24 protein-coding genes are annotated in these 22,330 nt (G+C 71.7%); 11 read left to right on the forward strand and 13 right to left on the reverse strand.

From position 1 onward, the window contains the following. The first annotated feature begins 86 nt into the window (after nt 1-86). Nucleotides 87-575, forward strand: coding sequence for a hypothetical protein (locus ABH926_RS31645; RefSeq protein ID WP_370369558.1), 489 nt, complete (start codon nt 87-89; stop codon nt 573-575). Between the two features lie 21 nt (nt 576-596). On the opposite strand, the gene ABH926_RS31650 is transcribed toward ABH926_RS31645, so the two are convergent. Beyond that, nucleotides 597-1,322, reverse strand: coding sequence for an SDR family oxidoreductase (locus ABH926_RS31650; RefSeq protein WP_370369559.1), 726 nt, complete (start codon nt 1,320-1,322; stop codon nt 597-599). A 126-nt stretch (nt 1,323-1,448) separates the two neighbouring features. Between ABH926_RS31650 and ABH926_RS31655 the strand changes: the two genes are divergently transcribed. Beyond that, the gene (locus tag ABH926_RS31655) at nt 1,449-2,027 is read left to right on the forward strand and encodes a TetR family transcriptional regulator (protein WP_370369560.1); all 579 of its coding nucleotides are present in this window, start codon (nt 1,449-1,451) and stop codon (nt 2,025-2,027) included. A gap of 7 nt (nt 2,028-2,034) precedes the next feature. Here the strand turns inward: ABH926_RS31655 and ABH926_RS31660 are convergent, their stop codons facing one another. Beyond that, nucleotides 2,035-2,367 (reverse strand): branched-chain amino acid transporter permease, encoded by a 333-nt coding sequence (locus ABH926_RS31660; RefSeq protein ID WP_370369561.1) that lies wholly within the window; start codon nt 2,365-2,367, stop codon nt 2,035-2,037. Beyond that, entirely contained in the window at nt 2,360-3,103 is a 744-nt protein-coding gene (locus ABH926_RS31665) for an AzlC family ABC transporter permease (protein WP_370369562.1), read from the reverse strand. Before ABH926_RS31665 ends, ABH926_RS31660 begins: the two co-directional genes overlap by 8 nt. Nucleotides 3,104-3,165: 62 nt before the next feature. Between ABH926_RS31665 and ABH926_RS31670 the strand changes: the two genes are divergently transcribed. Next, nucleotides 3,166-3,624 carry an Lrp/AsnC family transcriptional regulator gene (locus tag ABH926_RS31670; RefSeq protein ID WP_370369563.1) on the forward strand — a complete coding sequence of 153 codons (459 nt, stop codon included), beginning with the start codon at nt 3,166-3,168 and terminating at the stop codon, nt 3,622-3,624. Here the strand turns inward: ABH926_RS31670 and ABH926_RS31675 are convergent. Continuing rightward, the gene (locus ABH926_RS31675; protein ID WP_370369564.1) at nt 3,608-5,311 is read right to left on the reverse strand and encodes a WD40 repeat domain-containing protein; all 1,704 of its coding nucleotides are present in this window, start codon (nt 5,309-5,311) and stop codon (nt 3,608-3,610) included. The two genes, ABH926_RS31670 and ABH926_RS31675, sit on opposite strands and share 17 nt — an antisense overlap. 310 nt (nt 5,312-5,621) lie before the next feature. Between ABH926_RS31675 and ABH926_RS31680 the strand changes: the two genes are divergently transcribed. The 5 genes from ABH926_RS31680 (at nt 5,622) to ABH926_RS31700 (ending at nt 11,234) form a co-directional block, all read left to right on the forward strand. After that, a complete protein-coding gene (locus ABH926_RS31680; RefSeq protein ID WP_323747997.1) occupies nt 5,622-5,717 on the forward strand; it encodes an Ms4533A family Cys-rich leader peptide in 96 nt (31 codons plus the stop codon). A gap of 118 nt (nt 5,718-5,835) precedes the next feature. After that, the gene (locus ABH926_RS31685; protein ID WP_370369565.1) at nt 5,836-7,548 is read left to right on the forward strand and encodes an ABC transporter substrate-binding protein; all 1,713 of its coding nucleotides are present in this window, start codon (nt 5,836-5,838) and stop codon (nt 7,546-7,548) included. A 10-nt stretch (nt 7,549-7,558) separates the two neighbouring features. Further along, nucleotides 7,559-8,527, forward strand: a complete 969-nt coding sequence (locus ABH926_RS31690) for an ABC transporter permease (RefSeq protein WP_370369566.1) — start codon at nt 7,559-7,561, stop codon at nt 8,525-8,527. Beyond that, the gene (locus tag ABH926_RS31695) at nt 8,524-9,513 is read left to right on the forward strand and encodes an ABC transporter permease (protein ID WP_370369567.1); all 990 of its coding nucleotides are present in this window, start codon (nt 8,524-8,526) and stop codon (nt 9,511-9,513) included. The genes ABH926_RS31690 and ABH926_RS31695 overlap by 4 nt, the downstream gene beginning before the upstream one ends. Then, complete coding sequence (locus tag ABH926_RS31700; RefSeq protein ID WP_370369568.1) at nt 9,510-11,234, forward strand: ABC transporter ATP-binding protein; 1,725 nt, start codon at nt 9,510-9,512, stop codon at nt 11,232-11,234. The genes ABH926_RS31695 and ABH926_RS31700 overlap by 4 nt, the downstream gene beginning before the upstream one ends. A 17-nt stretch (nt 11,235-11,251) precedes the next feature. On the opposite strand, the gene ABH926_RS31705 is transcribed toward ABH926_RS31700, so the two are convergent. The 3 genes from ABH926_RS31705 to ABH926_RS31715 form a co-directional block, all read right to left on the reverse strand. Next, nucleotides 11,252-11,836 carry a GNAT family N-acetyltransferase gene (locus ABH926_RS31705; protein WP_370369697.1) on the reverse strand — a complete coding sequence of 195 codons (585 nt, stop codon included), beginning with the start codon at nt 11,834-11,836 and terminating at the stop codon, nt 11,252-11,254. Between the two features lie 60 nt (nt 11,837-11,896). Then, a complete protein-coding gene (locus tag ABH926_RS31710; protein WP_370369569.1) occupies nt 11,897-12,967 on the reverse strand; it encodes a lysylphosphatidylglycerol synthase domain-containing protein in 1,071 nt (356 codons plus the stop codon). A gap of 85 nt (nt 12,968-13,052) precedes the next feature. Then, nucleotides 13,053-13,976: a ketopantoate reductase family protein gene (locus tag ABH926_RS31715; RefSeq protein WP_370369570.1), complete on the reverse strand. Its 924-nt coding sequence runs from the start codon at nt 13,974-13,976 to the stop codon at nt 13,053-13,055. 133 nt (nt 13,977-14,109) lie between these two features. Here ABH926_RS31715 and ABH926_RS31720 point away from each other — a divergent pair, with 133 nt between their 5' ends. Then, on the forward strand, nt 14,110-14,322 hold the full coding sequence (locus ABH926_RS31720) for a hypothetical protein (protein WP_370369571.1): 213 nt from the start codon (nt 14,110-14,112) through the stop codon (nt 14,320-14,322). Nucleotide 14,323: 1 nt separating this feature from the next. Here ABH926_RS31720 and ABH926_RS31725 read toward each other — a convergent pair whose 3' ends face one another. After that, nucleotides 14,324-15,805, reverse strand: coding sequence for a hypothetical protein (locus ABH926_RS31725; RefSeq protein ID WP_370369572.1), 1,482 nt, complete (start codon nt 15,803-15,805; stop codon nt 14,324-14,326). A 202-nt stretch (nt 15,806-16,007) separates the two neighbouring features. Here ABH926_RS31725 and ABH926_RS31730 point away from each other — a divergent pair, with 202 nt between their 5' ends. Continuing rightward, nucleotides 16,008-16,784 (forward strand): VOC family protein, encoded by a 777-nt coding sequence (locus tag ABH926_RS31730; protein ID WP_370369573.1) that lies wholly within the window; start codon nt 16,008-16,010, stop codon nt 16,782-16,784. Between the two features lie 80 nt (nt 16,785-16,864). Here ABH926_RS31730 and ABH926_RS31735 read toward each other — a convergent pair whose 3' ends face one another. Next, nucleotides 16,865-17,113: an SCO4226 family nickel-binding protein gene (locus ABH926_RS31735; RefSeq protein WP_370369574.1), complete on the reverse strand. Its 249-nt coding sequence runs from the start codon at nt 17,111-17,113 to the stop codon at nt 16,865-16,867. Between the two features lie 90 nt (nt 17,114-17,203). Continuing rightward, the gene (locus ABH926_RS31740) at nt 17,204-17,794 is read right to left on the reverse strand and encodes a DUF1707 domain-containing protein (protein WP_370369575.1); all 591 of its coding nucleotides are present in this window, start codon (nt 17,792-17,794) and stop codon (nt 17,204-17,206) included. Nucleotides 17,795-17,893: 99 nt separating this feature from the next. Here ABH926_RS31740 and ABH926_RS31745 point away from each other — a divergent pair, with 99 nt between their 5' ends. Beyond that, complete coding sequence (locus ABH926_RS31745) at nt 17,894-18,202, forward strand: hypothetical protein (protein ID WP_370369576.1); 309 nt, start codon at nt 17,894-17,896, stop codon at nt 18,200-18,202. Nucleotides 18,203-18,211: 9 nt separating this feature from the next. On the opposite strand, the gene ABH926_RS31750 is transcribed toward ABH926_RS31745, so the two are convergent. The 3 genes from ABH926_RS31750 to ABH926_RS31760 form a co-directional block, all read right to left on the reverse strand. Next, complete coding sequence (locus ABH926_RS31750) at nt 18,212-18,772, reverse strand: DUF2269 domain-containing protein (RefSeq protein WP_370369577.1); 561 nt, start codon at nt 18,770-18,772, stop codon at nt 18,212-18,214. A gap of 483 nt (nt 18,773-19,255) precedes the next feature. Continuing rightward, nucleotides 19,256-20,149 (reverse strand): C1 family peptidase, encoded by an 894-nt coding sequence (locus tag ABH926_RS31755; protein ID WP_370369578.1) that lies wholly within the window; start codon nt 20,147-20,149, stop codon nt 19,256-19,258. Between the two features lie 460 nt (nt 20,150-20,609). Continuing rightward, nucleotides 20,610-21,956: a hypothetical protein gene (locus tag ABH926_RS31760; protein ID WP_370369579.1), complete on the reverse strand. Its 1,347-nt coding sequence runs from the start codon at nt 21,954-21,956 to the stop codon at nt 20,610-20,612. Nucleotides 21,957-22,330 lie beyond the last annotated feature (374 nt).

A 22,330-nucleotide genomic window follows, 5' to 3' on the forward strand; every position in this document is an offset into this window, starting at 1 on the left:
TCTGCGCGAATAGCCATTACCTCGCCGTTCGCCCCTGCATACGCTCGCTTCCATCACCGTTCGCACAACCCGATCAGGGGGCGATCATGTCGTGGCGTGAAACATTGCAAGGGCAGGCGTACACCTTTTACGGGAGGCAGACGCTGTCCCACACCGCCCGGGCCCAGGGCCGCGGGACGATGACCTGCTGGGCCTTCTCCTTCGGGGCGATCCTCAACACCACGTGGAGCAGCATGGCGCTGTTCACCCCGCTGGACCAGTTGTTCCAGGGGCAGGGGAACAAGGGCACCTACGAAATGGTCGAGGCCATCAACAGGGACGGCTCGCACGGCCGGATCCGCATGCTCGCGCGCTGGTTCGGCACGGACTGGTCGACCTCGCAGATCGAACAGAACTTCCCGCAGGCCACGTTCATCACCGGGCACGTCGTCGTCGCCCTGGCGATCGGCCAGCCCGACGACCCGACCCAGCCGGTCGCGGTCCGTTACTGGGACCCGGCGGACGCGCAGATCCACACCGTCACCCTCACCCAGTTCATGGCCTTCGGGCCCACCGAGGGTTTCGTCAAGGCCTGACACCCGGCTCCCGGCTTGGGCTCAGCTCCCGGTCAGCACCGAGCCCCCGTCGACCGTGACCACCGTCCCGGTCACGAACCCGTTCTCCATCAGGAACAGGTGCGTCGCGGCGATCTGCTCGGCCTCACCGATGGCGCCGGTCAGGGTCCGCTTGGCCATCGCGCCGAACATCCCCTCGCGCTGCGGCGCCGGGATCGCGTCCCACATCGGCGTGCGGACGGCGCCGGCCCGGACCACGTTCACCCGGACCGGCGCCAGTTCCACCGCCAGCCCGCGGGCCAGGCCCTCGATCGCGCCGACGCCGGCCGCGCCGAGGGCGAAGCCGGGGACCGGGCGGACCCCGACGGTGCCGGAGGTCACCGAGATCGAGCCGGTCCGGCTCAGGCGCGGGACCGCGTGCTTCACCGCCGTGACCGTGCCCCAGAAGCGCACGTCCAGCCGCGCCCGGGCGTCGGCGAGCGCCACCTCGGCCACCGGGTGCGGGGCGACGGTGTCGCCGGCGGTGTAGACGAGGTGGTCCAGGCTGCCGACGTGCTCGAACAACGCCGCGATCGCCTCCTCGTCCCGGGTATCGGCCACGACGCCGTCGCAGCCGTCGGGCAGTTCGGCGAGCGCCGCGTCCAGGCGCTGCTTGTCGCTCGAGGCGATGGTCACTTCGGCGCCGGCGCGGGCGGCGGCTTGCGCCGTCGCCAGTCCCATGCCCGAGCTTCCGCCTATGACGACGACCTTCTTACCGGTCAGTGCCATGATCCGTCCTCCATACCGCTCGATACCGACGGATGCCGGTTCACACCGGCAACCGCGTGGTGATGTCCCACTGAGACATCACCATAGCGCGTGATGTCTCACTGTGTCATCAGCTAGGCTGGCCCCATGCCGCGCTGGGAGCCGAGTGCCGAGGACCGTCTGCGCGAAGCCGCGCTGGCGCTGTTCCTGGCCCGGGGCTACGAGAACGTCACCGTCGCCGACATCACCCAGGCCGCGGGCCTGACCCGCCGCACGTTCTCGCGCTACTTCGCCGACAAGCGCGACGTGCTGTTCGCCGGCTCCGACCGGCTGCCCCAGGTCGTCTCCGGCGCCGTGGCCGGCGCGGACGCCGGGCTCGGCCCGGCCGAGGCGCTGCTGGCCGGACTGGCCGACACCGGCAGGATCCTGGCCAGGACCGTGCCCCGCTCCCCCGAGCGCCGCCGCATCGTCGCCGGCAGCCCCGAGCTGCAGGAGCGCGAACGCACCAAGTTCGCCGCGGTCAGCGATTCCCTGACCGGGGCGCTGCGCGAGCGCGGCGCGACCGAATCCGCCGCGCGCATGCTCGCCGAGGTCGGCATCGCCGTGTTCCGGGCCGCGTTCGCCCGCTGGACCGAGGAGCCGGACGGGGCCGATTTCCCCGTCTACATCCACGAGGCCGCGGCCGAGCTGACCGCCGCCCTGGCGCCGGTGGCCGAGCGGGACTGAGCGCCGGTCAGCGCAGATGCACCGCGTTGGCCAGCACGACGTACACCACGGTCCCGCCGACGATGCTCACCAGAGCGCTGCGACGCCACAGGTGCAGACCGACCGTCACCGCCAAGGCCACCACCGGCGCCAGCAGCCGCGCCGGATGCGTCACCGGCAGATCGCGCAGGCAGTAGCACAGCAGGATCACCATGACGCCGGCCGGCATCCGGGCGCTGAGCTCCCGCACGGTCGCGCTGGAGCGCAGCGCGTTCAGCGCCGCGAACGGCAGCGCCCGCAGGGCCCACGTCACAGCGGCGGCGACGACGACCGCGGCGATCAGGTAACCGGTGTCAGGCATCTGCGTTCCTCCGTGTCCAGACCAGGCGTCGGGCCAGCAGTCCGGCGGTGAACACCACGAAAGCGGCCAGCAGGAACTGTCCCGGGAACACCCAGCGAGCTATCAGAGCACTGAGCACTGCCAGCACCGGCGTCGGCAGGTCGCCGCGCCGATCGCGCAGCGCGTCCAACGCCAGCACCGTGAACAGCGCGGTCATCGCGAAGTCCAGACCGGTGATCCCGCTGGGAATCAGGGTGCTGAGCAAGGCCCCGGCCGTCGCCCCGAGCACCCAGTACAGGTGCAGCAACACCTGAAGCCACACGATCCGCCGGCCCGGCCAGTGCGCTGCCTTCTCGGCGGTCGTCAGCGCGTAGGCCTCATCGGTCATCGCGAAGGTGCTGTAGGCCTTGGCCGCGCGGCCCTGCACCCGGTGCAGCGGGAAGGACAGCGAGTAGAACACGTGCCGGACGTTCACCAGGAACGCGGTCAGCGCGATGGTCGCCAGCGGGACCGCCGCCACGGCCAGCGGCACCAGCAAGAACTCCAGCGACCCCGCGTAGATCACGCTGGTGAACAGGATCGCGCACCACCACGGCAGCCCGGCGTGCGTGACCACCACCCCGAAGGCCACGCCGAGCGGCACCAGCCCGAGCCCGACCGACGCCGAGTCCCGCAGCGCCGCGCCGGCCTGCGAGCGACGCCCCGGGCCGGCCACCGCCGTGACCGGGGCGTCCGCGACCACCACACCAGTTCCCATGGCGAAATTCTAGGAAGAATCGCGCCTAATTTGGTTTCCGATTGTGGCTCTACACTGGCCTGATGAGCAATGAAGTGAGCCTCGACGCCATCGATCGAGAAATTTTGTTCCACCTGCGCGCGGACGGCCGCCTGACCAACGTCGAACTCGCCAAGCGCGTCGGCCTCACCCCGCCGCCGTGCCTGCGCCGGGTCAAGCGGCTGGAGGACGCCGGCGTCATCAGCGGCTACCGCGCCGTCATCGACCCGCGGGCGCTGGGCCGGGGCCTGGAGGTCCTGGTGGACGTCGAGGTCAGCGCCACCGACCGCAAGAGCTTCGAGGAGTTCGAACGCATCGTGGTCGCCTACGAGGAGGTCACCGAGCTGCGGCGGCTATTCGGGCGGCCCGACTACTTCCTGCGCGTCGCGGTCGCCGACCACGCCGCCTACGAGGTGTTCCTGACCACCAAGCTCAGCGGTCTGCCCGGGGTGCTGCGGCTGACCTCGCACCTGACGATGAAGGAGCTCAAGACCGAGGCCTGAGCGGGACCAGCATCAGCGTCTCCAGCGCGGCGACCAGGACGCCGTCCCGCGTCGCGGCCAGTCCCCGGACCGCGTGGGCGGTCGGATGGGGCGGCGCGGCCTCGGCGCCGGTGCGCAGGTCCCAGGTCCGCACCACCCGGTCGTCGCCGCCGCTGACCGCGACCGGCCGGCCGTCCAGCAGCGCGACCGCCACCGCCCGGACGGCGTCGGCGTGCACGGCCAGCGGAGCACCGGCCGTCGCGCACGCCACCAGGTCCCAGACCCGCACCGTCGCGTCCAGGCCGCCGGTGACCGCGATCGGCCGGCCGTCGAGCACCGCCGTCGCGATCGCGGTGACCGGGCCTTCGTGCCCGGCCATCGGGGTCCCGACCGACCTGGCCGAGTCGGCGTCCCACATCCGCACCGTGCCGTCGGCGCTCCCGGAGACGAACACCGGGCGGCCGTGCAGCACCGCCGTCGCCACGCCGCAGGCCGTGTCCACCGCGCCGGCATGGCCGCACACCGGATCGCCGAGCTGCGCGCCGGTGCGCACATCGCGCAGCCACAGCCGGCCGGCGTCGTCGCCCACCACCGCGATGGTCGGCCCGCCGGGCACCTCGGTCAGCGCCGCCGACACCGCCCGCACGCCCGGCACCGACAGCGGCGACCCGCCACCGGTCCGCGCGGCCAGGTTCCAGACCGCGACAAGGGCGTCGGCACCGGCGGAGACGACGATCGGGTGGCCGCCGAGTTCGGCGACGGCCAGCGCGTTCACCGCCCGCCGGTGGCCGCGCACCGGGACGGCCGCCGGCGCGCCGGTCGCCAGGGTGACGAGATCGACGTCGCCGTCGGTCCGCCCGATGACCACGACCGGCCCGCCCGGCGAGGGCAGCACCGCGAGCGCGGACACCTGCCCGCCGCCCTCGGCGACGACCTCGCCGAGCGCTCGGCCAGTCGCCAGATCCCAGACCCGGACGCTCTGATCGTGCCCGCCGCTGACGCCCACCGCGCGGCCTCCGAGGTCGGCCACCGCCACGGCACTCACGCCGGCCTCGTGCGCGAGGACGGTCCTGACCTGGTCCCCGCCGGCCAGCGGCCAGGCCATGACCGAGCCCTGGTCGTCTCCGCTGAACACCCACGGCCGGCCGGCCACCACCGCCGCGGCGAGCGCCGTCACCGCGCCGAGCGACGGCTCCGGCGGCCGCAGCGCGGCACCGGTGCGCAGGTCCCACACCCGGACCGTGCCGTCGGCGCCGCCGGAGACCACCGCCGGCCGGCTGCCCAGCACGGTGGCCGCCACCGCGCGGACCTGCTCGCCGTGCCCGGTGAAGGGGCCGGCGGCCGGGCTGTCGGTCATCAGGTCCCAGACGCCGACGGTGCCGTCCGCGCCGCCGGTGACCGCGACCGGCCGGCCGTCGAGCACCGCGGCGGCCACGGAGAGCACCGGACCCCGGTCGGCGGCCCGCAGCGCGCCGACCAGCCCGCCGGTGGCCAGGTCCCAGGTCCGCAGCAGGCCGGAGCCCTCGCCGGTGAGGGCGACCGGCCGCCCGCCGATCGCCGTGGCGGCCACGGCGCGGACAGGTCCGTCGTGCGCACCCAGGGCGCCGAGGTACCGGACGTCCGGCTCGGCGCTGGTGGCCCAGGCCGGCCGCCACCGGACCGGCTGACGAGGCCGGAAAAGATCGACGTCGGCATTCCGCTTGTCCACGCCACTCCCCTTTCGCCGCACCTACCCGACTTTCCAAGCTAGGGTGAAGGTGAAGGCAGGAGCAGCGCACAACTCCCCTTCCTTGCGAATCAGAGGATTGGTATAACCGCCGCGCGTGGACCGGTGCCGGTTCCGGCCCCGTCTTGATCGCATGACCCTGACTTGTCATGGGCATAACCGCCCCATGCCTTGTGGACCCCGCCGCCGGATGATCTCGGCGCGGGCACCCCCATGTAACGATCGCATCAAGGTCTCGTCCATATACCGAACCGGTTTGACCCTCCCCCGAATCCCGACCTACCTTCTAGACATGTCCTCGATCATCACGGCCCGCATGGCGTTCCTCGAACGCGCGCTGCTCGCCGTGACCAACCACTGCGTGGCGGACATCCTCTGTAGCCGTTAGTCGGCCTTGCTTCCGCGTTCCTTTGCGGACTTCTGCTTAAGCGTTTTTCTCGTCAGTGCGCGCCCTCGCCGGTACGCACCGCTTTCCCACGTCTCCCTCGTCCGAGAGGTCTCTTCCCATGCGGAGAATATCCGTCCTGTCGGCTGCCCTGGCGCTGGTCGCCGCGGGTGCGGCCGCGTGCTCGTCGTCGGCGGGCCACTCCTCGTCCGGCACCGCCGGCTCGGCCGCCTTCGATCCCAAGACCTGCCAGGGCGGCACCCTGGAGGTCCTGAACCAGGACAGCATCAGCAAGCTGGACCCCGCGCGGATCTACACCTCCGGCGGCGGCAACATCCCCTCGCTGCTGTTCCGCACCCTGACCACGCGCAACCGGCAGCCCGGGCAGGACGGCGCCAAGCCCGCGCCGGATCTGGCCACCGACCTGGGCACGCCGAGCGACAACGCGCAGACCTGGACGTACCACCTCAAGAACGACATCTATTTCGAGGACGGCACGCCGATCACCTCGGCCGACGTCAAGTACGGCATCGAGCGCTCCTTCGCCCCCGAGCTGCCCGGCGGCGCGCCGTACCTGCGCGACTGGCTGGTGAACGCCTCGAACTACCAGGGCCCGTACAAGGACCCGGACGGCATCGCGGCGATCGAGACCCCGGACCCGAAGACCATCATCTTCCACCTGCGCAAGCCCGAGGGCGACTTCCCGCTGCTGGCCACCGCCACGCAGTTCGCCCCGGTGCCCAAGGCCAAGGACACCGGCGTCGACTACGACAAGCACCCGATCTCCTCCGGCCCCTACATGGTCGCCAGCTACGACAAGGGCAAGACCCTGGACCTGGTGCGCAACCCGCACTGGTCGGCGGCCTCGGACCCGCTGCGCTACGCCTGCCCGGACAAGATCGACGTGACCTCGGGCCTGGACCCGGCGGTCATCAACCAGCGCATCGCCACCGGCACCGGCCAGGACGCGAACGCGGTCACCACCGACACCACCATCGGCCCGGACCAGCTGGCGCAGCTCAACAGCAACCCCTCGCTGGCCAAGCGGGTGGCGCGCGGGGAGTTCCCGGCGACGACCTACCTGGCGTTCAACACCAAGGTGAAGCCGTTCGACGACATCCGCGTGCGGGAGGCGATCTCCTACGCGATCAACCGCACCACCGCGGTCAACGCGGCCGGCGGCACCGCCGTGGCCGGCGCCTCCACCACCTTCCTGCCGCCGCAGAAGGCGCTGGGCTACCAGCCCTACGACTACTTCCCGGCCGGCGCCACCGGCGACCCGGCCAAGGCCAAGGACCTGCTGGCGCAGGCCGGGTATCCCAACGGTCTGACGATCACGCTCTTCCACCAGAGCGACGACGCCAACAACCTGGGCCCGAAGGAAGCCACCGCGGTGCAGGACGCGCTGAAGGCGGCGGGCATCACGGTGAAGCTGAACCCGGTGGACGACAACAGCTACCAGGACGTCACCGGCAAGCCCGCCACCGAGCCCGGCGTCTCGCTGCAGTACTGGGGCGCCGACTGGCCCTCCGGCGCGCCGTTCCTCATCCCGATCTTCGACGGCCGGGAGATCATCAACAGCGGCGGCAACTTCAACATGGCGCAGCTCAACGACCCGGCCGTGAACGCCGAGATCGACGCGATCAACGCGATCACCGACCCGGCGCAGGCGCAGGCCCGCTGGGGCGCCCTGGACGCCAAGCTCGGGCAGCAGGCGCTGACCGTCCCGCTGTTCTACGAGAAGGACGTCTACCTGTTCGGCAAGAACGTCAAGGACGCGGTTCCGGACGGCTGGCGCGGCCAGTACGACCTGGCCCGCGTGTCGGTCAAGTAAGGCCACTGCGTTGACCGCGATCATCGACGCGGCGGGGGCGACGGCGGGTTCGGACCCGTCGTCGCCGCCGTCCGCCTCCCGCACGCGCGGCGCCCTGTGGCGGCGCCTGCGCAAGGACAAGGCCGCCGCGATCGGCATGGCCATCATCACGGTGATGGTCCTGGTCGCGGTCTTCGCGCCCGTACTCACCGCGTTGGAGGGGCAGAACACCACCTCCCTGCATCCGGAACTGGTCGACTCGGCCAGCGGCGGCACCCCGCTGGGCTCGCTCGGCGGGATCAGCGGCAGCCACTGGCTGGGTGTCGAGCCGCAGACCGGGCGCGACCTGTTCGCCCGGCTCGTCTACGGCGCCCGGATCTCCCTGGGCGTCGCGCTCGGCGCCACCGCGCTGCAGGTGCTCATCGGCGTCTCGGTCGGCATCGCCGCCGGGCTCGGCGGCCGGGCCACCGACGCGGTGCTCAGCCGGCTGACCGACCTGACGCTGGCGTTCCCCGCGGTGCTGTTCGCGATCGGGCTGATGGCGATCGTGCCGGGCTCGGTCCCGCGGCCGCTGATCCTGGCCGTGGTCATCGCACTGCTGGGCTGGGGCAGCACGGCGCGGCTGGCCCGCGGCCAGGCGCTGTCGCTGCGCACCCGCGACTACGTGGCCGCCGCCAAGCTCTCCGGCGCGCCGCCGCTGCGCGTGGCCCGGCGCGAGATCCTGCCCGGGCTGGTCACCCCGATCCTGACCTACGCCGCGCTGCTGGTGCCGACCAACATGATCTCCGAGGCCGGGCTGTCGTTCCTGGGCGTCGGGGTCCGGCCGCCGACGCCGTCCTGGGGCCAGATGCTCTCGGCGGGCACCACCTGGTTCCGCCCGGACGTGATGTACGTCCTCGTCCCCGGCGGCGCGCTGTTCCTGACGCTGCTGGCGTTCACGCTGCTGGCCGACGGGATCCGCCGGATCCTGGACCCGCGCAACACGGAGGTCGCACCGTGATCGGCTATCTGGTCCGCCGGATCATCGGCGCGGCGGTGGTGCTGCTCGCACTGTCGGCGATCGTCTACGGACTCTTCTACGCCGGCCCCTCCGACCCGGCGCTGCTGGCCTGCGGCAAGGGCTGCACCCCGGACCGGCTGGCGGTCGTGAAGGCCTCGATGGGCCTGGACAAGCCGCTGGTCGACCAGTACCTGTCGTTCCTGCACGCCATCATCCTCGGGCACGACTACTCCTCCGGCCCCACCGTCCAGCACTGCCCGGCGCCGTGCCTGGGCTACTCGTTCGCCACCGACCAGCCGGTGACCACGATCCTGAGCACCGCGCTGCCGGTGTCGGCCTCGCTCGCGCTCGGCGCGATGGCGCTGTCGCTGCTGCTGGGCGTCGGCGCCGGACTGGTCACGGTCCTGAGCCGGCGGCGCTGGCTGGACCACGGCCTGAACGCCGTGGTGCTGGTCGGGTACGCCACCCCGGTGTTCCTGGTGGCACTGGTGCTGCTCATCGTGTTCTGCGCCGACCTGCAGTGGCTGCCGTTCCCGACGTACGTGCCGCTGACCCAGGACCCGGCCGGCTGGGCCCAGAACCTGCTGCTGCCGTGGATCGCGCTGGCCCTGATCCAGGCCGCGGCCTACGCGCGCATGACCCGGGCCCAGACGCTGGAGACGCTCGGCGAGGACCACGTGCGCACGGCGCGCGCCTACGGCCTGCCCGAGCGGCGCGTCATCACCGGCCACGTGCTGCGCGGCGCGCTCACCCCGCTGGTCACGATGGCCGCCATCGACCTGGCCGGGATCATGACCTCGGCGGTGCTCACCGAGACCATGTTCGGCCTGCCGGGCATCGGCCAGGCGCTGGTGTCCGCGGTCGGGAGCACCGACCTGCCGGTGATCGTGGGCGTCACGCTCACCGCCGGCGCGGTGTACGTCCTGGCCAACGCCTGCGCCGACATCCTGTACGCGGCGATCGACCCCCGAGTGGAGCTGGCATGACCACGACGAACCCGGTGCCGAACCCGGTGCTGGAGGTCAAGGGCCTGACCATCGACTTCCCGGTCCGCGGCGGCGGCGTCGTGCACGCGGTGAAGGACCTGGGCTTCGCGGTCCCGGCCGGCTCGGCCCTGGGCATCGTCGGCCAGTCCGGCTCGGGCAAGAGCGCCACCGCGCTGTCCCTGCTGGGCCTGCACCGCGGCACCTCGGCCAAGGTGTCGGGCCAGGTCCTGGTCGACGGCGTGGACCTGGTCTCGGCCTCCGACACCGAGGTCCGCAAACTGCGCGCCTCGAAGATCGCGATGGTCTTCCAGGACCCGCTGACCGCCCTGGACCCCTTCCACACCATCGGCGACCAGATCTCCGAGGTCTACCGCCTGCACACCAAGGCCTCCCGGGCCGAGGCGCGGGCCAGGACCATCGAGGTGCTGCAGCAGGTGCGCATCCCCGACGCCGGCCGGCGCTACCGGGCGCACCCGCACGAGTTCTCCGGCGGCATGCGCCAGCGCGCGCTGATCGCCATGGCCCTGGCCTGCCGTCCGGCGGTGCTGGTCGCGGACGAGCCGACGACGGCGCTGGACGTGACGGTCCAGGCGCAGATCCTGGACCTGCTGGACGAGGTGCGGGCCGAGACCGGGATGGCGCTGGTGCTGATCAGCCACGACCTCGGGGTGGTCGCCGGGACCGCCGACGAGGTGGTGGTGATGCACGAGGGGGTGGCGGTCGAGAGCGGGACGGCGGAGCGGGTGCTGCTGGATCCGCAGGATCCGTATACGCAGGGGCTGCTGGCCGCGATGCCGCGGCTGGATTCGCCGCTGCCCGAGCGCGTGAAGGTCCAGACCGGAACCGCTGGCGAGGCCTCGCCCGAGGCCGAGGCCGCACCCGATGTCCTGGTCCGCATCGAGGACGTCGCCAAGCACTACCGCCGAGGCGGCGCGGTCTTTGGCCGCCGCACCGAGCCGCTCCGCGCGGTCGACGGCGTCAGCCTGGACCTGCGCGCCGGCGAGACCCTCGGCCTGGTCGGCGAGAGCGGCAGCGGCAAGACAACCCTGGCGCGCATGCTCGTGCGCCTGCTGGAACCCTCGGCGGGCCGCGTGGTCTTCAGCGGCACCGACATCTCGGCCCTGGCCGAACGCGATCTCCGGCCCCTGCGCCGCGACCTGCAGATGGTCTTCCAGGACCCGCTGTCCTCGCTGAACCCGCGCCGCTCGGTCGGCGAGACCATCGCCGATCCGCTGCGCATCGCCGGCCAGTCCTCGGACCCCGAGATCCGCGCCGCCGTCGCCGACCTCATGACCAAGGTCGGCCTGGACCCCGCCTCCTACGACCGCTTCCCGCACGAGTTCTCCGGCGGCATGCGCCAGCGCGTCGGCATCGCCCGCGCCCTGGCCCTGCGCCCGAGGCTGCTGGTGTGCGACGAGCCGGTCGCGTCCCTGGACGTCTCCACGCAGGCGGTGATCCTGGACCTGCTGCGCGACGTCCAGCGCGAGTACGGCCTCACGGTCGTGTTCGTCGCGCACGACCTGGCCGTGGTCCGCCAGGTCGCCGACCGCGTGGCCGTCATGCGGGCGGGGAAGATCGTCGAGCTCGCCGACGCCGCCACCCTGTTCGCCGACCCGCAGCACGAGTACACCCGCACCCTCCTGGACGCGGTGCCGATCGTCGATCCGGCGGCGGCCCGGGCCCAGCGGCTGCGACGGCGGGAGGCGCTGGCGGCGGTGTGATGCCGTCGAAGGACTCCTCAGGCCGCCGACATCCCGGCGGCGGCCCGAGGGGGCAGGTCGGCAGCCAGCATCGAGAACACGATCATGTCCTGGCGTTCCTCGCCCACCCGCTGCCAACTGCGCAGCAAGCCCTCCCGCTGGAACCCCACCCGCTCAGCTGTCCGCCACGAGGCGGCATTCCACGGCTCGACATACAGCTGAAGACGCGGAATCCGCAGGTCGCCGAGCGCCCAATACGCGACTGCCCGAAGCGCCTCAGCCGCGACTCCCTGGCCCCGAGCCGATCCGGCGAGCCAGTACCCCACTGACGCCCGTCCCTCGCCTCGGTCCTTCAACCACAGGCCGATCGTCCCCAGCGGACGCCCGTCCTCCTTCCGCTCGATGACGAACGGACATCCGGTACCGGCAGACGCTCGCTCCCACTGCCGGCGGACGAAGGCCTCACCGGCCGCCGGCGAGTAGGGCGTGGGAACAGTGGTGATCAACGGGATGTAGTCGTCGTCTGACGCCTCGCGGACCAGAGGCAGATCGCCAAGCTCCCACGCGCGCAGCAGAAACCTGTCACCGGCGCTTAAGCGTGGGACGTCCAAGGAGTCAGCCATGATCACATCATGCCAGGGTGCCGTGCACCACCCAACCGGCCTGTTCCGACCTGATCCCGCCTACCTCTCAGCAACGGCCGTCTCAGTCCCCTGAGCCGGCCGCCGCAACCGCCACCCCGCGTAGGCCACCGGCCCCAACACGATCGGCAGCACATACGTCAGCGCCCGCGCCAGCAGCACCGCCGCCGTGACCCGCGTCGCCCCGGCGGCGTCCAGCCCGGCGGCCAGGTAGGCGGTGAGGCCCATCTCGATCACCCCGACCCCGCCGGGCGTCACCGGCACCGCCGAGAGCACCCGCGCCAGCGCGAACCCGGCCAGGCACCGGCTCCAGGGCACCTGCGACTGCGGCACCCCGCAGGCCAGCAGGCAGGTCTGGAACACCAGCAGCCAGCCCAGGTCGTTGCCGATGCTGGCCAGCGTCAGCCGCCGGCTGCGCACCCGTAGCAGCTCCACCGCGTCGTCCCGGAAGCGCACCACCGCCGCGGCGATCGTGGTCGGGGCCGTGCGCCGGGCCAGCCGGAACAGGCGGTCGGCCCAGCGCTGCGCCTCGCGTCCCACGGCGCGCGCCGCGCGCTCGTCGCGCAGCGAGCGCCGCACCACAGCCACCCCGGCCACGAACGCGGCGGCGCAGATCGTCGCGCCGCCGCACAGCGTCGCGACGGCGCCGTTGCCGGACGTCAGCCGTCCGGTCGCGGCCAGTACCAGCACCACCGCCGAGGGCGTGGCCAGCTTGGCCAGCGTGCTCCACACGCCGGTGACCCCGGTGTAGACCGCGAACGAGCGCCGGCTCAGCCCCCAGCTGGACAGCATCCGCCAGCTCACCCCGACCGACACCGCGCCGCCAGCCGGGACCGTGTTCGCCACGGCCGTCGAGGCCAGGTTCACCGCCGCCGCGCGCCGCAGCGGCAGGCCGGGAATCGCCGCAGCGATGAACAGCCAGTTCGCGAGCAGATTCAGCGCGGCGGCCGCCAGCACCAGGACGGCCCATCCGGAGGTCAGCGCTCGAAGGGTGCCGAGCACGCCGTGGTACGGCGCGAGCTTCGGCAGCCCGTATCCGAACGCGGCGACGCACACCGCCGCCGGGACCAGCACCCCGACCGCGCGCCGCCCCCGGCCGCCGGTCGTCCCCATCCCCACCATCACAGCCCCCTCCGCCCTGATGTCAGGAGGCTAACGGATCGGGCCGGTGAAGGGGCGGAGCAGGCCGTACGGAGCCCTACGCCTTGGCGGCCCGCGCGTTGTGCACCCGGAGCCGGACCGTCACCGCCGCCAGCGACGGCACGGCCACGCCCAGCGCCTCGGCGCGCGCCACCAGGTCGCCGAAGATCTGCTCGGCCTCGACCGGCAGCCCCGCGGACAGGTCGCGGAACAGCGAGGAGGTGTCGTCGCTGCCCTGCGCCGTCAGCATGCCGGCGTAGGCGGCGAGTTCCTTGTCGGGGACCGGATGTCCGGCCGCCGAGGCGACCGAGGCGGCTTCGGCGAGCACCGTGTCGGCCAGCGCCGTGCCGCCGGGGACCGCTTCCACCTCGCCGACGGTGCCGCCGCCGAGCACGCAGACCGCCCCGAGCGCGGCGATGAACGTCCACTTCGACCACATCGCCGACAGGATCCGCTCGGACAGCGCGGTGTCGAACCCGGCGTCGGAAAGCGCGGCGTGGACGGCCCGCACCTTGTCGTCGACGCGGCCGTCGCGCCGGCCGTAGGCCAGGCGGTGCATGCCGGCCAGGCGCAGGATGTCGCCGTCGGCGTCGACGGTGGTCATGACGTAGGCGATGCCGCCGAGCACGGCCTGCTCGCCGAACCGCTCGACCAGCACGTCGATCTGCCGCATCCCGTTGAGCACCGGGACGATCAGCGTGTCCGGGCCGACCGCGGGCGCCAGGTCGGCCACCGCGCCGGTCAGGCCGGACTCCTTGACGGTGAGCAGCACCAGGTCATAGGGGCCCTCGACGGCGTCGGCGGTGACGAGCTTCGGCTCCAGCACCGTCTGCTCGCCGAGCCCGACGATGCGCAGGCCCCGCTCCCGCAGCGTCCGGGCCCGTCCTTCGCGGACCAGGAACGTCACGTCCCGCCCGGCCTGGGCCAGCCGTCCCCCGAAGTAGCCTCCGGTCGCTCCGGCTCCGACGACGAGAATCCGCATCCCGCACCCCTCCTGATCGACAAACAATGGTTCTCAGCGGGAAACGACGGCGGTCATGTGATCATTCCCGGGAAGTACCCATTCGGAGCAACGGATGCGGCACAGTGCCCGGCGGATCGGGACCCTTGATGACATGAGAGTCCTCATCAAGCCCCGAAGCGTCGCGCGCCTGGCCGTCGCCGCGACCGTTGTCCTGTCGTTGGCGCCGGCAGCCGCAGCCGCGACCGCGCCGAAGTACGACCTCTGTGACGGCCACAAGTGGTCGCTGTTCGGCTGCCGCCATAGTCCGGCGCACTTCGGGATGGGCCGACCAGACGCGGAGCACTTACCGCCGGCCGAGGACTGACTCAGGACTCATGATCAGGGCGGCGGCGGGCCGCCAGCACGGTGCCGATCCCAACGAACAGGGCGGTCAGCGCGGTGACCGCTCCGAGGGCTGCTGACATGGGGACTCCGGTGTCGGGGAGGCTGCGCGCCTCCTTGCTGGGCTTGAGAAAGGGAAGCCGCGGATGCAGCTTCTTGGGCGCCGTGTGCCTGGGGTCGGGACGCGGCGTCGCGCTCGTGATCGTGGTCGCGGCCGGGACTAGCGCCCGCTGTTGCTGCTGCGGCCGCGAGGAGGCCACCGGGAAGCCGACGGTGCCGGCCTCCAGGTCGAACCGGATCGGGCCCTTGGCGAACGCCGGGAGCCCGATCAGGGTGCCGGAGTTCGCGGTCGAGGGCGCGTCGGCCACGGTGACCCCGGCACCCGGGCCGGTGCTGTAGTCCGCCGTCCAGCCGCCCGCCGGGACGCCGACGACCAGCGAGCGTCCGGCGGGCCAGGTGCCGGCCGGGCCGCCGGGGACGTTCAGGGCGAACTCCGGCGTGCCGGTGTCGAACATCGCCGGGCCGCAGCTCTTGCGCAGCCCGGCGCCCTCGACGCAGGTCTGCACGGCACGCGGGTTCCAGGACGGCGGCGCCGCGAAGGCCGCCGTGGCCGGGTGGTCGGCCACCGCGCCGGTGTTCGAGCGGGAAGCGTAGGAGCCCATGTACGAACTCACATAAGCACGCGCGTCGTAGCCGCGCTGCGTCCCCGGGTGCCCGTTGCCGCTCCCGGGCGTCCGGGGCAGCTGCGCCAGGCCGTATCCGGCGGCCGGGACGTTCAGCTGGACCTCGCCGCTGACCAGCTCCGGGTCGTAGCGCACCGCGAACTGCCGGCCGATGTGCTCGCCGGCGGCGTTGTGCAGCGCCCACAACGGGTTCATCAGCCCGGAGATCTCCTCCGGACTGACGCCCATGATCCCGTCGAGCACGCCGCCGAACATGGCCGGCTTGACCCCGTGCGCCGCCGGGCAGTCCGGCTTGTCCGCGAAGCAGTCGGTCGAGCGGACCAGCTCGATCGGCAGCGGACCGGTGTGGAAGTCGCCGATCGCCACGTCGGCGTCGGCCCGGTCGCCGTGCAGCTGGATGCCGCTGCCGTAGCCGTAGGCCGCGGCCGCGCCGGTGACCGCGACCGCGCCGGCGGGGATCTTGTCGCCGGCCACGCGGATCCCGGTCGAGCCGGTGTCCAGCAGCAACAGCAGCGGCACGCCGCCGATCGCGACGGTCACCACCGGACGCGGCGCCGTGTCCGGGTCGGCGACGGAGAACGGGATGGAGCCGGCGCCGGGCTCGGCGAGCGCCGCCGGCACCGCCGCGCCGGCCGGGAGCCCCGCGGACAGCCCCACCGCGAGCCCGGCCGCCGGTGCGGAGCCGGGGCGCGCCGCCGCGTCGACCGCACCCGCCGAGGAGGCGGCGAACACCCCGCCGACCAGCCCGATCGCCGCCGCCGTTGCCGAGAGCCGTGTGGCCAAGGTCCCCATCCGTCCGCCCGAGGTTGCCGAAGACGCGCCTACTCTGGGCGATCAGGACCCGGAGAAACGAATCGCTTGCGCTGAACGGATGAACACCGTCCCGATTCCCTTCGCGCCCGTCCGCGCGACCTGGAAACGTAAGGGGCGACCACGGTGCGAGCCGCCCGTCACCGCCACCGCAGGACCCTGACGAGGAGACCCCATGAAGCCGACCGAAGCGGCCATCGGCGCACCCTGCTGGGTGGAACTGGGCACCGCGGACGTCCCGCAGGCCGGCGAGTTCTACAGTGCCCTGTTCGACTGGACCGTCGCCACCGACCCCCGCGCCGAGACGGGCGGCTACACCACGGCCTCCCTGGCCGGCGTGCCCGTCGCCGCCATCTCCCCGCTGTACGCCCCGGGCCAGCTGGTCGCCTGGAGCGTCTCCTTCGCGGTCCTGGACTCCGACGCCACCGCCTCGCGGGCTGCCGAGGAAGGCGGCGCCGTGCTGATGGCCCCGATGGACATCTTCGACAACGGCCGCTTCGCCGTCCTGCGCGACCCCGGCGGCGCGATGTTCTCGGTCTGGCAGCCGCGCGGCTTCCAGGGCTTCGGCCTGTGGGACGAGCCCGGGGCGGCGTGCTGGGTGGAGCTGGCGACCCGCGACGTCCCCACGGCCACGGCGTTCTACCAGGGGCTGCTCGGCTGGTCGGCGAGCAGCGGCGACTACCCGCACCTGAGTGCCGGCGGCCGGCAGTTCGGCGGCCTGCGGGACATGAACGCGATGGGCGTGCCCGAGGACGTGCCGACGCACTGGCTGGTGCACTTCAAGGCCCCGGACGTGGCGGCGACGGCCGCGCGGGCGCAGGCGCTCGGCGCGCAGACCCTGTCCGGGCCGTTCCACCTGCCCGGGACGGGGTATTTCGCGACGCTGCGGGATCCGCAGGGAGCTGTGTTCGCGGTGTACCAGGCCGAGGACGAGGACGCCGCGGTGGCTTGAGCGGCCACCGCGGCTCCCGGCTGACACCTTGGTCGCGACCACGATGCCGCGATCGGACCACTACACCTTGATCGGAACCTCTATGCCGTGATCGGGACCTCGTAGACCTCGGTCGCCGGATGGCCGGCGCGCTCGTGGACCCGCTGCACGGCCTCCTTGCTCGGCCCGGTGGACAGGCAGAAGACCATGCCGGACTCGGGGTCCAGCCAGGCCTTCTCGAAGTGCACGCCCTCGTCGGCCTCGATGGCGAGGTCGGCGGCGTGCGCCTCCTTCAGCTGGTCGCCGGTCACGCCGACGAATCCTTCGTGCACATCCATGAAGGTCGCCACACAGACCACCTTCCCTTCCTTAGGCAGCGCTGCTTCCTACCAAGCATCGCCGCTCCGGGCCGGTCCCGCCCGATCGACGAAATTCCGCAGTCAGAGCGAGCTCTCGCCCCGCACCCACTGCCCGAGCGTGCGCCGCGGGTAGCGGACGATGACGTCCCCGCTGACCCGCCCGGACACCTTCACCCGCAGCGTCACCGGCGTGTTCGCGTCCGAGCGCGGTGTGCGGATCTTGATGTCGCCCATGCGCACCTTCAGGTTCTCGGTCTCCACCGACACCCCGGGCTTGGTGATCAGCACCAGGTCGCCGCCGAACCCGACCTCGACGTACAGCTCCAGCTCACCGTGCTCCGACACCGCCTCGGTGAAGTCCAGCCGCACATCGCCGCCGACCATCTTGATCTCGAACCGCCGCGGCACACGCCACACCCCGACCCGCTGCAACGTGCCGAACCGCTGGTCGGCCACGACCACGTCGCGCTCGGTGGCCGGCGCCGCCTCGACGGCCGGGACCGGCAGGTCGCGGGTCAGGTCGGCCAACTCCCCCACGGTGCGCGCACTCAGCGCCGCCTCCACCCGCTCGTCCAGCTCCTCGCCGGTCAGCCGGCCGTCGGCCGAGGCGTCACGCAGGATGTCGACGACCTGGTCGCGGTCGGCATGCGAGGCCTTCATCTCCACCGACATGTTTTGATCTTCATCGCTCACGCTGACAGCTTGCTGGGCCGCGCAGGACGAGCGCAAGCAGGTTGCCGGAGCCATCAGTAGTCTGCGACCGTCCCGCTTATGCCGGGAGAGCGCACGCTGCGGGTGCGCATCAACACTCGGGGTATCGGCCTGGTCGACCATCGCGGCCCGCGGGGAACCTGGTACTCGCTGCCGACCGAGCACCACGAGCACTACTTCCTGGTGGACGCGAGAGGCGCCACCGCACCCCACGAAAGCCTGGACCTGTATCCCGGCGAAACCATCACCTGGATCGACATCGACGCCCTGCGGACCACAGCCATCTGGCCGCGACGCCTCGCCTGGCGCATCGCGTACTGGTACCGCGCGGGCTGGCCGGCTCGGCCGGCGGAGGAGCACCCGGCCTAGCCCGTCGCCCTAGCCCGCCTTACGCCGCCCCCAGGGCTTGGTCACCGAGATCATGACGTTCGCCAGGTACACGCAGGTCGCGACCGACGGAATGATCACCATGTTGTACCGCAGGAACCCCAGATGCATGTCGGCGACCGATCCGACCGGATGCAGCGCGGCGACGTGCGCGGCCTCGTCCAGGCGGGCCCGCAGCGCGAAGATCGAGGCCCCGGCGGCGGCGAGCGTGAGCCAGAACTTCACCGTGACCCAGCGCCAGGTGAACAGGCGCCAGGACGTGGCCAGGGCGAGCCACAGGCCGGACAGCAGGGCCGTAAGGCTCACCGGGAGCACGAGCGTGTCGCCGATGACCTTCATGGCCCGGTAGGCGGCGCGCACCATGTCCGCGTCGTCGGTCGTCATCGCGGTGACGGCCAGCGCCAGCAGGCACAGCGTCACCCCGAGCCAGCTGACCGAGACCGCCACGTGCAGGCAGACCAGGGCTTTGCGCCCCCGCCTGCCCAGACGCGGGAGCACCGTCCCGGCACCCCGTTTCCCCACGGCCTCCTGCGCATCTGGCACGGCAGTCACGGCTATCCACTCCTGTCATCACGGTCGGCACGATCCCAGCCGCCGTCAACGCTCCCCGGCGCGCGGATGCGGCCACAACCGCCGCCGGGAGTGTCCGGTACTACTGCGGGAGTGGTAGGGCAGAGTGGTTGGCCCCGGTTGATCGCCTCCACCCAGGTGCTCAGCCAGATCAACGTGGACTGCTTCGCCTTGGAACTCGCGACCGCCGCGCGCTCCACTACCTCCTCCACCGCCGATGTGACGCGCCTGCACTCCGCACTGCTCAGGGTCAGGCCTACGCACGCCTCGCCCTGGCAAGCGGCTCCGAACCGGTGTGGGCCCTGGAGATGGAACGAGCCGGGACCATCGAAGCGATGGCCCCGGCTGTCCGGGAGTCGATGGCCGGTGGCGGGCTTCAGCCACTGCTCCCGTATCGGGATCCTGATGCTGCCGGCGCCTGTCGAGTGTCGGCCGTACCGGATCCGTGGTGTGATCTACGCTGCGTCAGCCCTGGACGAGCTTGCCGACCGCGTACACCTCGTCGACGTCGCCGGTGGTGAAGAAGCTCCACGGCACGTTGACGAACCCGTTGTCGCCCCAGCTGCTGCCCCAGCTGTTCTCGATGGTGACGCCCTGGTCGGTGTAGCCGATCACGGCCACCTCGTGGCCGCCGACGACGGGGTCGCTGCTGTCGTCGCCGGGCTGGTAGCTGTAGTCCGAGGCCGCCGAGCCGCTCAGGTCCATGAAGCTCTGGCGCACGTTGAACCCGATCGACACCGGCAGGCCCTGGGAGATGGCGTCCTCGATGGCCGCCTGCGTCCCGTCCCCGACCGGCAGGGTCTGGTACCCGGACAGCTTGTAGTGCGCGGCGTTCGCGCGCTCGTTGCCGTCCGGCTGGGTGGTGTAGTCGAAGTCACCCTGGTAGTAGTCGGCCTTGGTGTCGATGCCCTGCTGCTGCTCCATCCCAAGAGCGACGTCGCCGGTGGTGCCCTGGTCGTTGCCCTGGGCGATCTGGGCGTAGATGTACATCGGCGCCATCGGGGCCCCGGAGATGCCCTGCTCGTTCATCAGGATCCCGTAGGCGCTGTACCCGGTCGCCCAGGTCACGCACGAGCCGACCTGACCCTGGTCGCCCGGCGAGAGCGCGTACTGGGCCAGGCTGGCGCTGCCCGGAGCGTCCGCGGACGCGGCGGCGAGCAGGTGGTGGCTGTGCAGCTGCGCGGCCAGCCCGGCCCGCTCGGCGGCCCGAGCCCGGGCGATGTTCAGCCCGGTCGCGTAGTGGTGGTGCCGAACGGCCTTGGCGGGCTGCGCGGCGGACGCCGGCGAGGCCGCGACGGCGGTGATCGCGGCGGCAGTCGCGAACGCCGCGGCTATGCCGACGGTCTTGGCGTGGTGCATGAGAACTCCCTTGTTCTACGTGTCCGTGAAGGTGGCATGACTCTGATACGCCGGCCCGCGCAGCACGGCCCGCAGGCAACCGCAGTCAGGATCTTGAGCAGCCCTTGACATCGCAGCCACACCCGGGCACACGTCGGCCCGGTACCGGGCGCGTACACGCACCGGTGCCGTGAGGACATGCGAACCCTGGGAGATGACCGCCGAAGACCGACGCCGAAAGCAGCAAATCCAGGTGACGACGGTTACGCCGACGCGGCGCGACCGGATGCCCCTGCTTCGCGACGGAGACCGGCTGCGGTCCGGCCTCGGCTGCGGAGGGGGCTCGTACTAGTGAGGAAACGTAGCAAGTACCTGCGACTTACGTCAGCCATCAGCCTGGCAAAAGCTTCGCAAAGGGCTCATAGGGTCGGTGCAAGGGGAACCCTTGGGACGGGCGCTGTCTCTTCCTGAACTGCCTCGTTCACACTCGACGGCGTGCGCTGTCCAAACGCTCTTGGACGATCGCACGCAGCCGGCCATCCGCCTCGTAGCGGTTGGCGACCACTGCCCACCAAGGGTGCTCGCTCTTCGCCAGAACGACCGCGAGCCGCTCCGCCCGCGCAGTATCCAGATCGAAGCGCTGCTGATCGTCGATGCTCGCCAGGCCGGCCACCACGTCCAGGCTCGACGGCAATGCGGCACTGACCCGCTCGCATTCCGCATCGGCGCGCAGGAACGCCAGCTGGAGCCGGACCAGTTCCTCGGGGACGTGATCCGGGTCGGTCACGCCTGGACCAGGACCGTCGGCGAACGAACGGGTCAACCACTCGCCCACCGCGATGCGGTCGCCGGTGTCGCGCGGCGCGCGCCTCGTGCCGGGTTTGCCGGTCTCGCCGTAGTGGCACCGCGGATCGATCGGACGCGGAAGCTGCGGACTCTCCGGCCCCGCTTCGATCGTCCCGGCGTCGGTATAGGGGTCTGCCTCAGTACGGCCCTGAAGGAACTCGGCCTTGTCGACCGGCGTGACCCACATGTAGTTCCCACCACGGCGTGTGGTGGCGGGCTGGTAGAGCGGCACATACTCGCCGGCGGCGGTCTCGGCCACAAAGCTGTCGAGATACACCCCGCGAGCCGCGAGCCAGACACCGTGCCAGTCTCCGCAAGACCCGCGCTTCTTCACCGGACACGGCCCGAAGCCCTTTTGGCAGCGTTCCATACGCAGGCTGCGGACACCGCCTCGGACGTTCAGCTGTTTGCCGGCGGCGTGTCGCCAGTCCGTGATCTTGTCCAGCCGGTTCCACGGCCCCCGGTCGATGACCTGCGACCGGTCATTGTCGACCGTCCACATGGGAGTGATGCCATGCCTTTTGGCCGTCGCGGTCCGCTTGATCGCCGCCGGGCCGGTGATATGCGAGAACTGGATCTCCCACCCGATGGGGCCGCCGTCACCCCCGTCGACCAGGACATCGGTTCGCCGGGCCCCGTCCACGGACAGATCCTCGACATCGGCGGCGAACCCGGCGCGCTGCGCGACGTTCGCTATCCGCTCCTTGAGCGCCCTGTGTTTGGGGCCTTCATTGCGATGCGGCTTGGCTTCCCGTCGCAGATGAGAAGCGAAACGCAGACCATCGCGCACCTGGATGTACATCGCCTCGGGGCACTCGGTGCCGTCGTCATCGTCGACCGCGACGCAGCGCAGCAGGCGGGGTCGGGACGGGTCCGGCTTGAAGATCTCCTCCCACAGGTCCGGCCGGTCGGGATGCCCCAGGTCTTCCAGCGAGAGGTTGATGAGGATGTGGTACCCAGCGTGCCAGACAGTCTGAGTCACATCACCAGAGTAACCACGAACCCTGACATAAGTATCGGAGAAGAATTGCGGTGCGATCGCCGGCAGCCCGCAACCGACTTCCAGAGCGGGCCGGGATCCGCCGCCGTGTATCTCTTGGCGGGAGCGTGAGACGGCGGACCCCGTCACGAGGTGCCCCTCGTGAGTCTTTGTACGCCAGGCGTCGCCCGGCGGACCCGGGCGCGATGCTCCACCTATGTGGTACCCCGCCACGGCCCCGGGGATACGGAACGTTAATGCGATCCCGTGATCCGGGCGGCACATCATCTATGAAGAACCCGCCACGGTCTCAAGGCTCTGTGACACGCTGACCGGCGGGTGCAGGCAGGTTCGTCGTCGTGTGACTCTTTGGCGGG

The organism is Catenulispora sp. GP43 (assembly GCF_041260665.1).
Lineage (GTDB): Bacteria > Actinomycetota > Actinomycetes > Streptomycetales > Catenulisporaceae > Catenulispora.